The following is a 12,157-nucleotide window of genomic DNA, read 5'->3' as shown; positions in this document are numbered from 1 at the left end:
TGAATGTATCTGTCCAACTGCCCTCTGCAACAGGTCAATCGGACGAGAATTCTGGACGCGCCCGATCCGGAATCTGCCGAGAATTCGTCCGAATTCAGGGCAAGTCGGGCTCCATGAAAGGCGCAAAAAGGCGCATATAGCCCGGGCACTTTGGCCACTTCTCACCGGGCGTAACGCATGATTCCGGGGCTTGCGACCCGCAGCCCCAGCACGCGTTCCCCAACTGTACCGCGCTCAATCACGCAGAATGGCCCCCTCCGCTTCTCTCACGGAGGAGGCCATTCGATGAACAATCGGTAACCACGGTTACCGAAGGTAATGCTCCACTTTTGATCAGCCGCCGGCGACGGCCGGAATGATGGAGACACCGGCGCCGTCCGGGGTCGCCGTCTCCAGCCCCTGCTCGAAGCGGACGTCGTCGTCGTTGACGTACACGTTGACGAAGCGGCGCAGCTTGCCCTGGTCGTCGAGAACGCGGGCCGCGATGCCCGTGTGATTCTTCTCCAGGTCCTGGATGACCTCGGCGAGGGTCCCGCCCTCGGCGGCGACCTCGGCCCGGCCACCGGTGTAGGTGCGCAGGATGGTGGGGATGCGGACGGTGACGCTCACGTTGAAACCTCCGGTCGGGGTGGAACTGCGTGACCAGCCCCCACCGGCCCGCAGACGGAAACGAAAGGACGAGGCCCTCAGACGAGCCCCGCGTCGCGGAACGACTCGAGGGTGGGACGGATCGTCGCGGTGAGCCCCGTACCCGCCACCGCGTCCAGCGTCTTGAGGCCGTCACCGGTGTTGAGGACGACCGTCGTCAGGGTCGGGTCGAGCACACCGTCCTCGATCAGCTTCTTCGTCACGCCGACCGTCACACCGCCGGCGGTCTCCGCGAAGATGCCCTCGGTCCGGGCCAGCAGCTTGATCGCGTCCACGACCTGCTCGTCCGTCACGTCCTCCACCGCGCCACCGGTACGGCGGGCGATGTCGAGGACGTACGGGCCGTCGGCCGGGTTGCCGATCGCCAGCGACTTGGCGATGGTGTTCGGCTTCTGCGGGCGGACCACGTCGTGACCGGCCTTGAAGGCGGTGGACACCGGCGAGCAGCCCTCGGCCTGCGCACCGAAGATCTTGTACGGCTTGTCCTCGACGAGCCCGAGCTTGATCAGCTCCTGCAGACCCTTGTCGATCTTCGTCAGCTGGGAGCCGGAGGCGATCGGGACCACGATCTGGTCCGGGAGCCGCCAGCCGAGCTGCTCGCAGATCTCGTACGCCAGGGTCTTCGAGCCCTCCGCGTAGTACGGCCGCAGGTTGACGTTGACGAAGCCCCAGCCCTCGCCGGCCGGGTCACCGATCAGCTCGGAGCAGAACCGGTTCACGTCGTCGTAGTTGCCCTCGATGCCGACCAGCTCGCCGCCGTAGACCGCGGCCATGACGACCTTGCCCTGCTCCAGGTCGTGCGGGATGAACACGCAGGAGCGGAAGCCGGCGCGGGCGGCGGCGGCGCCGACGGCACCGGCGAGGTTGCCGGTCGAGGAGCAGGAGAGCGTGGTGAAGCCGAAGGCACGCGCGGCCTCCAGGGCCTGGGCCACCACCCGGTCCTTGAAGGAGTGCGTCGGGTTGCCGGAGTCGTCCTTCACGTACAGCCCGCCGGTGACGCCCAGCTCGCGGGCCAGGTTGTCGGCCTTGACGAGCTTGGTCCAGCCCGGGTTGATGTTGGGCTTGTCGGCCACGTCGGCGGGGACGGGCAGCAGCGGCGCGTAACGCCAGATGTTCGCGGGGCCGGACTCGATGCGCTTACGCAGTTCTTCGGTGTCGTAGGCGGAGAAGTCGTAGGCGATCTCCAGCGGACCGAAACACTCCTCGCAGGCGAACACCGGCCCGAGGGGCACCCGGTGACCGCACTCGCGACAGCTCAGCGCCGCGGCGGGGCCGAGGTCTACGGTGGGATTGCTGGTGCTTGCAACTGTCTGCACAGCCATGGAGGCGAGGCCCTTTCTCCTCATCTTCCTCACGACGCATCTCGCCGTGAGACGGATTTGGCACCTTCCCTAGCCGGGAGCCTCGCTGGAGAACGAGAACCGACTGGAGGGTTGCCGGGGCTTCATCGGGCCGTTTCCCTCTGCCCCTCTGGATGAGCTGTATGTGGTTGTCAACGCTCGTTGACCCTGACATGCGATGGTCACCGGCGTTGTTCAAGACTGTAACCGAAGGCCAGGACAGTTGAGATAGTCGTCCGAACCGCGAGATGGATCACACGGTCACGCCCTGTGATCACGACAGTGAGGAGCCGCAGACCGTGCTGGAAGAAGTCGAGCGCTGGCTGGCCGCCCGCTCCTGGTCCGTGACCGATCGTCCGCTCCACCGGATACTCGCCGCCAAACAGCGCACCGGTCAGTCCGTCTCCGTCGTCCTGCCCGCGCTGAACGAGGAGAAGACGGTCGGCGACATCGTCGCGATCATCCGTCACGACCTCATGCAGCAGGTCCCGCTCGTCGACGAGATCGTCGTCGTCGACTCCGGGTCCACCGACCGCACCTCCGAGGTGGCCGCGTCGGCGGGCGCGCGGGTCGTCCACCGCGACGAGATCCTCCCGCGCATCCCGGCCGTCCCCGGCAAGGGCGAGGTGCTGTGGCGCTCGCTGCTGGTGACCAGCGGGGACGTCATCTGCTTCATCGACGCCGACCTGAAGGAGTTCTCCTCCGACTTCGTCTCCGGCATCGTCGGCCCGCTGCTCACCGAGCCGGGCGTCGACCTGGTCAAGGCGATGTACGACCGCCCGCTCGGCGGCGCAGCAGGGCAGGGCGGCCGGGTCACCGAACTCATGGCCCGCCCGCTGCTGAACATGCACTGGCCGCAGCTGGCCGGTTTCGTGCAGCCGCTCGGCGGCGAGTACGCGGCCCGCCGCTCGCTGCTGGAACAGCTCCCCTTCCCCGTCGGCTACGGCGTCGAGCTGGGCATGCTGGTCGACGCCCTGCACCTGGTGGGCCTGGACGCCCTCGCCCAGGTCGACGTCGGCGTGCGCAAGCACCGCCACCAGGACGGCCAGGCGCTGGGCCGGATGGCCGCGGCGATCTACCGCACCGCACAGCTCAGGCTCGCCCGCGGACACCTCGTCCGGCCGTCCCTCACCCAGTTCGAGCGGGGCGAGGACGGGTTCGAGCCACGCACCTACTCGGTGGACACCGAGGAACGGCCACCGATGGCGGAGATCGCGGAGTACGCGGCGCGCCGGGTGGCGTGAGGGGCGCACGAGAACGGCTGTATACAGCCCCCTTCCGGGGCAGACCGTACGTTTGAGCGTTTCCGGGCCGGGCTAGGTTGAGGACCATGGCTTCCGCGCACACTGCTGATGTGCTGGTCGCGTCCAACCGCGGCCCGGTTTCGTACGAGGTGCACGAGGACGGTTCGCTGCTCGCCAAGCGGGGCGGCGGCGGGCTGGTCTCGGGGCTGTCGGCCATCGGGCCGAACCACAATGCGGTGTGGGTGTGCGCCGCGCTGGGCGGCGGCGACCGCGAGGCGGTACGGCGCGCGGACGGCGGGCTGCTGCCGGCCGAGGAGACCGGCGGGCAGCGGGTGCGGATGCTCGACATCGACGCGACCGTGTTCACCGACGCGTACAACGGCATCGCCAACTCGGTGCTCTGGTTCGTCCACCACATGCTGTACCAGACCCCGCTGGAGCCGGTCTTCGACGCGGAGTTCCGGCGGCAGTGGGCGTCGTACGAGGCGTACAACCGCGCCTTCGCCGAGGCGCTGGCCGAGGAGGCGGCGGACGGCGCCGCGGTGCTCGTCCAGGACTACCACCTGGCCCTCACCCCCCGGATGCTCCGCCGGCTCCGCCCCGACCTGCGCATCGGCCACTTCTCGCACACTCCCTGGGCCCCGCCGGACTACTTCCGTCTGCTGCCCGACGACATCGCGGCCGAGCTGCTGACCGGCATCCTGGGCGCGGACCGGGCCGCGTTCCTGACCCGGCGCTGGGCGGACGCGTTCACCGACTGCTGTCACGCGGTGCTGGGCCCCGGCATCCCGTCCGGGACCCGGATCGGTGTGCACGGGCTCGGCGCGGACGCGGACTTCCTGCGCGAGCGGGCGCACCGGACGGACGTGGACGAGCGGATGGCCGCGCTGCGGGAGGAGATCGGCGAGGGGCGCCGGACGATCGTCCGGGTGGACCGCACCGAGCTGTCCAAGAACATCGTGCGCGGCCTGCTGGCGTACCGGCAGCTGCTGGAGGACCACCCCGAGTGGCGCGAACGGGTGGTCCACCTCGCCTTCGCCTACCCGTCCCGGCAGGACCTCGGCATCTACCGGGAGTACACGGCCGAGGTGCAGCGGGTCGCGGAGACGATCAACTCCGTGTACGGGACCGAGGACTGGACGCCGGTCGTGCTGCACGTCAAGGACGACTTCGCCCGCTCCCTGGCCGCGTACCGGCTCGCGGACGTGGCGCTGGTCAACCCGATCCGGGACGGCATGAACCTGGTCGCCAAGGAGGTGCCGGTCGTCTCCGACGAGGGGTGCGCACTGGTGCTGTCGCGGGAGGCGGGGGCGTACGAGGAGCTGGGCGAGGACGCGATCGTGGTGAACCCGTACGACATCGGGGGCACGGCGAGCGCGTTGCACGAGGCGCTCGCGCTGCCGGCGGGTGAGCGGGCGGAGCGGTCCAAGAGGCTGGCTGCCGCGGCTACTGCGTTGCCGCCGGCTCAGTGGTTCCTGGATCAGCTCGGTGCACTTGAGCGGTGATTTCCGGGCACCCGGAACGGGCTGATCACGCCATGTGTGCCGCCAGTGCCCGCAGCAGTGCTACGACTCCCTCCGGGCCGTCCACCACCACGTCCGCCCGCTCCGCCAGTTCCGTGACCTCGGTGCTGCCGCTGCAGACCAGGAGGCCGGGGACGCCGTCGGAGCGGAGCTTGTCGACGGCGGCGTAGGCGGGGAGGTCGCCGAGGTCGTCGCCGGCATAGAGGACGGACTCGGCGCCGGTGGCGCGGACGTGGTCGAGGAGGGCGACGCCCTTGTCCATGCCGGGCGGGCGGAGTTCGAGGACCAGCCGGCCGGGCTCGACGATCAGGCCGTGCCGGGTGGCGAGGTCGGCGAGGGGGCCGCGCAGGGCCTCGAACACGGCCTGCGGGTCGTCGGCGCGGCGCGTGTGGACGGCGACGGCGCGCCCCTTCTCCTCGATCCAGGTGCCGTGGCCGGCGCCGACGCGGTCCAGGAGGCCCGGCAGCTCGGCGCGGACCGCGGCCACACCCGGGTGGGGTGGGGGTGCGGTGACCGTGTTCGTCGCGGCGTCCCAGCGTTCGGCGCCGTAGTGGCCGAGGACGACGAGGTGCTCCAGGCCGGGGGTGCCCGCGAAGCCGCCGTGCCGGACCGCCACCTCGGCGGGTCTGCCGGTGATCACGGCGACCGAGGCGACCTTGGGGGCGAGGATGGCCAGTGCGGGGACGGCATCCGGGTGGGCTCGGGCCTGCTCGGGGTCTTCGACGATCGGGGAGAGTGTGCCGTCGAAGTCGAGTCCGATCACTGCTGAGCGGGGCTTCGCGAGCAGCGCCTGCAGTCCATCCCGTCCGGCCTTGGTCGCCGGGGTCGGCAGAAGGTCCATACGGCGACAGTATCCAGGGCGGGCCGTGGTCACTCCTGGGGCTCCGCCCCGGACCCTGCCAGGGGCTCGGGGCTCAGCGCTCGGAGCGGCGTGCCTCCCGGACCCGGCGCAGGCGGTTCACCGTCACCGGGTCCAGGGACAGGGCCCGCTCGTCGTCCAGGAGGGCGTTGAGAAGCTGGTAGTAGCGGACCGGGGACAGGCCCAGTTCCTCGCGGACGGCTCGTTCCTTCGCGCCGGGGCCGGGGAAGGTCCGGCGCTCCAGCGCGAGGATGGCCTTTTCGCGGGTGCCCAGTTCCATGGGGGTCACCGTAACGCCGGGCAGTGACAGCCGGGTCAGTTCACGTCGCTGCTGTCCGCCTCGGTCGCCGTCGCCTGGAGGCGGGTCAGGATGCCGATGGGGCTGCCGCCGGGGGTGACCGCCTGGCCGATCTCCTTCTTCACGGACGCGCTGACCGTCGCCCAGGAGGTCTTGCCGACGGGATACAGCTCGGAGATCGGGAGCTGGTCGAGGAAGGGGCGCAGATCCTTGTCGGGGGCGGAGTTCGACTCGGTCATGGTGTTGGAGGCGGAGCCCGTGACCGGGAGGAGTCCGTACTCGCGGGAGAAGGCGAGGACGTTCTTCTGCGCGTAGACGAAGTCGAGGAAGTCGCCTATCTGCTCGGCGTGCCCGTGCTGCCTGAAACCCATCATCCAGTCGGTGACACCCATCGCGGCCTTGGCCTTGCCGGTGCGGCCCGGCATCGGGACCATGCCGAACTGCACACCCTTCTTGGCGGCCTGCTGGATCAGTGTGGGATGCCCGTTGAGCATGCCGACCTGGCCGTCGGCGAAGGCGGCGAAGGCGTCCGCGCGGTTGAGCCTGCCCGGGGCGACCGGACCGGTCAGGCCCTTGCCGACCAGGTCGTCCTTGAGCCAGGTGAAGGTCTCGACGTTCTGCGCCGAGTCGATGGTGTAGGTGCCGACGTCGTCGGTGTAGCCGTCACCGCCGCTCAGCAGCCACTGCATGGTCTCGGCCTGCGCCTCCTCGGAGCCGAGCGGCAGTGCGTAGGGGTACTTCACCCCCTTGTCCTTGAGCGCCTTCGCGTCGGCGGCCAGCTCGCTCCAGGTGGTGGGCGGGGTGATGCCGGCGTCGGCGAAGAGGGTCTTGTTGTAGAAGAGCACCCGGGTGGAGGCGGCGAACGGGATGCCGTACTGCACGTGCTTCCACTCGCCCGCGTCGGAGAGCTGGGAGAGGAAGTCGGCCTGGGTGCGGATGGAGAGCAGGTCGGAGGCCTGGTACAGCTTGCCCGCGGCCGCGTAGTCGGCGTAGGCGCCGATCTGGGCCAGGTCGGGCGCGTCCCCGGCGTCGACCATCTCCTTGACCTTGCGGTCGACGTCGTTCCAGGAGTAGACGCTGACCTCGACCTTCACACCGGGGTGCTGGGACTCGTACGCCTCGGCCAGCTTGTCCCAGTACTTCTTCGAGCTGTTCGCCGCGGAGTCGCCGTAGTCGGCCGCGACCAGTCTGAGGGTCACGTCGGAGGAGCCCGTACTCCCGCAGCCGCCGAGGACCGCCGTCATGCCCAGTGCGGACACCACCGCGATCGTTCCTGCCGTACGCCGACGCACCCTCAAAGCCCCAACCCTGCTGTCTGACCGTTCAATATGTGGACACGTAAGGTCTACACCACGTGAGTGGACTAGACCTCTTGTGGGTCCGCGGGCCACACTGTCCCCCGTGAGACATGTCATCGCCCTGGACGTGGGCGGTACCGGGATGAAGGCGGCCCTCGTCGGAGACGACGGCGCGCTTCTGCACCGCGCCCGCCGCGCGACCGGCCGCGAGCGCGGGCCCGACGCGGTGGTCGAGACCATCCTCGGCTTCGCCACGGAGCTGCGCGCGTACGGCGTGGAGCACTACGGCGAAGCGGCCGCCGCGGCCGGCCTCGCGGTCCCCGGCATCGTCGACGAGGAGCACGGCATCGCCGTCTACGCGGCCAACCTCGGCTGGCGGGACGTACCCCTGCGCGCCCTGCTCGCCGACCGGCTCGGCGTGCCCGTGGCTCTCGGCCACGACGTGCGCACCGGCGGGCTCGCCGAGGGCCGGATCGGCGCGGGCAGGGGCGCCGACCGCTTCCTGTTCGTGCCGCTGGGCACCGGCATCGCCGGCGCCATCGGCGTGGACGGGCGGGTGGAGGCCGGCGCGCACGGCTTCGCCGGCGAGATCGGCCACGTCGTCGTACGGCCCGGCGGGGCCCCCTGCCCCTGCGGGCAGCACGGCTGCCTGGAGCGGTACGCCTCCGCGTCCGCCGTCAGCGAGGCGTGGGCGGCGGCCTGCGGGGACCCGGAAGCGGACGCGGCCGACTGCGCGAAGGCCGTCGCGTCCGGTGACCCGAACGCCGTCCGGGTCTGGCAGGAGGCGGTGGACGCGCTGGCCGACGGGCTGGTCACCGCACTCACCCTGCTGGACCCGCGCACGCTGATCATCGGTGGCGGCCTGGCCGAGGCGGGGGAAGTGTTGTTCCAACCGCTGCGGGACGCCGTCCGCCGGCGGGTCACCTTTCAGAAACTCCCGTCCATCGTCCCCGCCGCCCTCGGCGACACGGCCGGCTGCCTGGGCGCGGGACTCCTCGCCCGGGATCTCCTCGACTCCACCGACCCTACGGAGGTAACCGCCTGATGGCTCCCAGCTTGGTTCTCACAGGTGCTCGGGTGGTGCTGCCCACCGGTGTGGTGGACGACGGGCGTGTGGCCGTGGAGGGCACGAAGATCGCGGGCGAGGCTCCCTCGAACGCCGACGTGCTGGACGTGACCGGCCACTGGGTAGTCCCCGGCTTCGTCGACATCCACAACCACGGCGGCGGCGGAGCCTCCTTCTCCGGCACGGTGGACGACGTGCTGAAAGCCATCCGCACGCACCGCCTGCACGGCACCACCACCCTGGTCGCCTCCACCGTCACCGACGAGATGGATCTGCTGGTGCAGCAGGCAGGGCTGCTGAGCGAGCTGGCCGAGCAGGGCGACATCGCGGGTATCCACTTCGAGGGGCCGTTCATCTCGCCGTGCCGCAAGGGCGCGCACTCCGAGGAGCTGCTGCGCAACCCGGACCCGGCCGAGGTGCGCAAGCTGATCGACGCGGGGCGCGGCAAGGCGAAGATGGTCACCCTCGCCACCGAGCTGCCGGGCGGCATCGACTCCGTACGGCTGCTCGCGGAGCACGGCGTGATCGCGGCGATCGGGCACACGGACGCCACCTACGAGCAGACGGTCGAGGCCATCGACGCGGGCGCCACGGTCGCCACCCACCTCTTCAACGCCATGCCGACCCTCGGCCACCGCTCCCCCGGCCCGATCGCCGCCCTGCTGGAGGACGAGCGGGTCACGGTCGAGCTGATCAACGACGGCACCCATCTCCACCCCGCCGCGCTGGAGCTGGCGTTCCATCACGCGGGCGCCTCCCGGGTGGCGTTCATCACCGACGCGATGGACGCGGCCGGCATCGGCGACGGCCGCTACATGCTCGGCCCGCTGGAGGTCGAGGTCAGCGAGGGTGTGGCCCGTCTGGTGGAGGGCGGCTCGATCGCGGGCTCCACGCTCACCCAGGACCGTGCGTTCAAGCGGGCGGTGACGGTCGACAAGCTGCCGGTCAAGGACGCGGTCGCCGCTCTTTCGGCCAACCCGGCCCGTCTCCTGGGCCTCTCCGACCGCATCGGCTCCCTGGAGCCCGGCAAGGACGCCGACCTGGTGCTGCTGGACGCGAACTTCGACCTGAAGGGCGTGATGCGCAGGGGTGAATGGGTGGTGACGCCCCAACTGCCCTGATCCGTTCCCCTCTTCGCCAGCCGGCGGCCGATCCTCGCACTGGGCCGGCCGCCGTCTCTTTGGCATGATCGGGGCCCCGGTACCGATGGCACACGGACTTCGAGGGAGGTCGGCCCGGGTGATCCTCACGGTCACACTGAACACCGCTCTCGACATCACCTATCGCGTACGGTCCCTGCGGCCGCACGCCTCGCACCGCGTCTCGGACGTCATCGAGCGGCCGGGCGGCAAGGGCGTGAACGTGGCGCGGGTGCTGGCGGCCCTCGGACACGAGGTGACGGCCACCGGTTTCGTGGGCGGTGCCACGGGCCAGGTACTGCGCGAGCACCTGGCGGCCACGCCCGGTGTGACGGACGCCTTCGTCCCGGTCGCCGGGCCGTCCCGCCGCACGATCGCCGTGGTCGACGAACTGTCGGGCGACACGACCCAGTTGAACGAGCCGGGCCCGCAGATATCCCCCACCGAGTGGGGCGTCTTCCTGGACCGCTACGAGGAGTTGCTGGTCCCCGCCTCTGCGGTGGCCCTCTCCGGCAGCCTGCCGCCGGGGGTACCGGTGGGCGCGTATGCGGGCCTGATCCGCGCCGCCCGCGCCGCCGGCGTCCCCGTGCTCCTGGACACCAGCGGCGAGCCGCTGCGCCGTGGGGTCGCGGCCCGTCCGGACATCATCAAGCCCAACACCGAGGAACTCGCCGAACTCACCGGCTCCCACGAGCCGTTGCGCGCCACCCAGGACGCCCGCCGCCGCGGCGCCCACGCGGTGGTCGCCTCCCTCGGCCCGGAAGGCCTGCTCGCGGCAACCCCCGAGGGCCGCTGGCGCGCCGCCCCTCCGGCCCACATCCGCGGCAACCCGACCGGCGCGGGCGACTCGGCGGTCGCGGGCCTGCTGTCGGGGCTGGTGGAACGGCTCCCCTGGCCGGAGCGGCTGGCCCGCGCGGTCGCCTTGTCGACGGCGACCGTACAGGCGGCTGCGGCGGGAGAGTTCGACTGGGGGGCGTACGAGGCACTGCTGACGCGAGTGGCAGGACAGGGCGGTGCAAGTTCCGGGGTCGTGTGGCTGGTCGGGTTGTGACCGGTTGGGGCGCATAACAGGGCGGGCACGGGCTTCGTGATCATTGTGGTGTCTAAGCCAGATGATCATGAGATGGCCCGTGCCTGCTGCTGCATCCACTCCCATCCCTGCCGTGCTGGTGAAACTGGGTCCGCTGGACACCGGCCGGATCGGCGACCTGCGCCCCTACTTCGACTCGGTACCCGACCCGCGCGCACGGCGGGGCCGGTGGTACTCGCTGACAGCGATCCTGCTGGTGTGTGCCTGCGCGGTCGTCTTGGGAACGGGGAGCATTGACGAACTCGCCGAGTGGGGCCAGCGTGCCCCGAACGCACTCCTGACAGTGATCGGGATCCGGCGCCACCTGCTCAGATGGCGGCGCACTCCGTCGCCGGCCACGATCGGCCGTGTGCTGGTGGCTGTTGACGGTGACGCTCTGGACCGGGCGGTGGGCGCCTACCTGGCCGACCGGCACCGCGCCGCCACCGAGCTCGCCCAGGCGCCGTCACCCTACGCGTCCGGGCGGCCGCGCGTGATTGCTGTCGACAGCAAAGCACTCAAAGGATCAGCCCGTCTCACCGCGACGCGCCGGCATCTGCTCTCCGCGGTCACTCACGGCACCGTCGTGACCCTCGCTCAGGTGGAGGTCGGCGCGAAGACGAACGAAACCACACACTTTCGTCCACTGCTGGCGCCGCTGGACCTGATCGGCACCGTCGTCACCTTCGACGCCCTGCACTCGGTCAAGGCGAACATCTCCTGGCCGGTCGAGACCAAGAAGGCCCACTACATCGCCGGGATCAAGACCAACCGGCCCACCACCCACCGTCAACTCGCGGCCCTGCCGTGGCGGGGCATCCTTGTCCAGCACACCGCCTCCGGGGCCGGACACGGACGCCGCGAGTCCCGCTCGATCAAAACCTGCGGGATCGCCGGCGAACTCGGCGGAATCGCCTTTCCCCACGCCCGCCTGGCCATCCGCGTCCACCACCGCCGCAAGCAGACCGGCACACGCGAGACCCGTGAGAGTGTCTACGCCGTCACCAGCCTCGACGCCCACCAAGCCGGCCCCGCCGACCTGGCCGCCGCGATTCGCGGGCACTGGGGAGTGGAGAACTCCTCGCACCACATCAGGGATGTCACCTTCGCCGAGGACGCCTCCACCGTCCACGCCGGGACCGCACCACGGGCCAAGGCGACCCTCCACAACCTCACCATCGGCATGCTGAAAACCCTCGGAGCCGACAACATCGCCAAGACCACCCGGGCGATCCGAGACGAGCCCCAACGAGCACTCCCCATCCTGGGTATCACCAAGGATCCGGACGCCTACGGAACTTGATCAAGCCCTGGCTCCGTGCGCGGCTGTTGGTGTCAGGCGTTGATGTCAGACATCAGTGAGCGCTTGACCCGAAGGGCACGCCGGTGCACACGACTTGTCCATCGATGCGTACGAGTGCGGCCCGCACTGCCTGAAGCGCCCGGTAGAAGTCGAACCCGAGTAAGTACCGGTCTACCCCCGTGACCATCGATACCACCGACCGGTAAGGGCCCGAATACACGCCACGAGGAGAGCTTGACCGCGCGGCCCGCAACCTAGAAGCGGGGGGGCGCGGCCACGGGGGGGGGGGGGGGTTGGGGGGTTTTGGGGGGGGGGGGGGGGGGGGCCAGGCAAATAACAATCCCCCCCAGGGGAGGGGGGGGGGGGTATT

Annotated in this window: 11 protein-coding genes and 1 riboswitch; of the genes, 6 read left to right on the top strand and 5 right to left on the bottom strand. The window is 70.5% G+C overall.

The annotated features are described in order from the left end of the window. Positions 1-333: 333 nt before the first annotated feature. On the bottom strand, positions 334-609 hold the full coding sequence (locus tag ACIRVH_RS24570) for a MoaD/ThiS family protein (protein ID WP_145876013.1): 276 nt from the start codon (positions 607-609) through the stop codon (positions 334-336). Between the two features lie 77 nt (positions 610-686). After that, a complete protein-coding gene (gene thrC / locus ACIRVH_RS24565; RefSeq protein ID WP_403956677.1) occupies positions 687-1,970 on the bottom strand; it encodes a threonine synthase in 1,284 nt (427 codons plus the stop codon). Between the two features lie 17 nt (positions 1,971-1,987). Continuing rightward, positions 1,988-2,129: riboswitch (SAM riboswitch) on the bottom strand. Between the two features lie 158 nt (positions 2,130-2,287). On the opposite strand from thrC, the gene ACIRVH_RS24560 reads away from it, so the two are divergent. Further along, complete coding sequence (locus tag ACIRVH_RS24560; RefSeq protein ID WP_403956675.1) at positions 2,288-3,232, top strand: glucosyl-3-phosphoglycerate synthase; 945 nt, start codon at positions 2,288-2,290, stop codon at positions 3,230-3,232. Between the two features lie 86 nt (positions 3,233-3,318). Beyond that, positions 3,319-4,737 carry a trehalose-6-phosphate synthase gene (locus ACIRVH_RS24555; RefSeq protein ID WP_403956673.1) on the top strand — a complete coding sequence of 473 codons (1,419 nt, stop codon included), beginning with the start codon at positions 3,319-3,321 and terminating at the stop codon, positions 4,735-4,737. 25 nt (positions 4,738-4,762) lie between these two features. On the opposite strand, the gene otsB is transcribed toward ACIRVH_RS24555, so the two are convergent. The 3 genes from otsB to ACIRVH_RS24540 all read right to left on the bottom strand — a co-directional run bounded on the left by otsB (position 4,763) and on the right by ACIRVH_RS24540 (position 7,174). Next, positions 4,763-5,596 (bottom strand): trehalose-phosphatase, encoded by an 834-nt coding sequence (gene otsB, locus ACIRVH_RS24550; protein ID WP_403956672.1) that lies wholly within the window; start codon positions 5,594-5,596, stop codon positions 4,763-4,765. A gap of 73 nt (positions 5,597-5,669) precedes the next feature. Then, a complete protein-coding gene (locus ACIRVH_RS24545) occupies positions 5,670-5,894 on the bottom strand; it encodes a DUF3263 domain-containing protein (RefSeq protein WP_403956670.1) in 225 nt (74 codons plus the stop codon). Between the two features lie 35 nt (positions 5,895-5,929). Beyond that, the gene (locus ACIRVH_RS24540; protein ID WP_403956668.1) at positions 5,930-7,174 is read right to left on the bottom strand and encodes an extracellular solute-binding protein; all 1,245 of its coding nucleotides are present in this window, start codon (positions 7,172-7,174) and stop codon (positions 5,930-5,932) included. Between the two features lie 139 nt (positions 7,175-7,313). On the opposite strand from ACIRVH_RS24540, the gene ACIRVH_RS24535 reads away from it, so the two are divergent. The 4 genes from ACIRVH_RS24535 (at position 7,314) to ACIRVH_RS24520 (ending at position 11,787) form a co-directional block, all read left to right on the top strand. Further along, entirely contained in the window at positions 7,314-8,255 is a 942-nt protein-coding gene (locus tag ACIRVH_RS24535) for an ROK family protein (protein WP_403956666.1), read from the top strand. Continuing rightward, positions 8,255-9,397, top strand: coding sequence for an N-acetylglucosamine-6-phosphate deacetylase (nagA, locus tag ACIRVH_RS24530; RefSeq protein ID WP_403956664.1), 1,143 nt, complete (start codon positions 8,255-8,257; stop codon positions 9,395-9,397). The genes ACIRVH_RS24535 and nagA overlap by 1 nt, the downstream gene beginning before the upstream one ends. Before the next feature lie 118 nt (positions 9,398-9,515). Beyond that, positions 9,516-10,466 (top strand): 1-phosphofructokinase family hexose kinase, encoded by a 951-nt coding sequence (locus tag ACIRVH_RS24525; protein ID WP_403956662.1) that lies wholly within the window; start codon positions 9,516-9,518, stop codon positions 10,464-10,466. Between the two features lie 112 nt (positions 10,467-10,578). Continuing rightward, positions 10,579-11,787 carry an ISAs1 family transposase gene (locus tag ACIRVH_RS24520; protein ID WP_403956661.1) on the top strand — a complete coding sequence of 403 codons (1,209 nt, stop codon included), beginning with the start codon at positions 10,579-10,581 and terminating at the stop codon, positions 11,785-11,787. Positions 11,788-12,157: the final 370 nt, after the last annotated feature.

Origin of the sequence: Streptomyces sp. NPDC101165 (assembly GCF_044768135.1) — a bacterium.
Lineage (GTDB): Bacteria > Actinomycetota > Actinomycetes > Streptomycetales > Streptomycetaceae > Streptomyces.
The sequence above is the reverse complement of the archived record's forward strand: the minus strand, read 5'-3'. Positions and strand labels throughout refer to the sequence as shown.

What these genes read in the sequence shown, in the direction of transcription:
- thrC (WP_403956677.1), bottom strand. Translation starts at nt 1,970, where the DNA reads ATGGCTGTGCAGACAGTTGCAAGCACCAGCAATCCCACCGTAGACCTC.
- ACIRVH_RS24555 (WP_403956673.1), top strand. Translation starts at nt 3,319, where the DNA reads ATGGCTTCCGCGCACACTGCTGATGTGCTGGTCGCGTCCAACCGCGGC.
- otsB (WP_403956672.1), bottom strand. Translation starts at nt 5,596, where the DNA reads ATGGACCTTCTGCCGACCCCGGCGACCAAGGCCGGACGGGATGGACTG.
- ACIRVH_RS24545 (WP_403956670.1), bottom strand. Translation starts at nt 5,894, where the DNA reads ATGGAACTGGGCACCCGCGAAAAGGCCATCCTCGCGCTGGAGCGCCGG.
- nagA (WP_403956664.1), top strand. Translation starts at nt 8,255, where the DNA reads ATGGCTCCCAGCTTGGTTCTCACAGGTGCTCGGGTGGTGCTGCCCACC.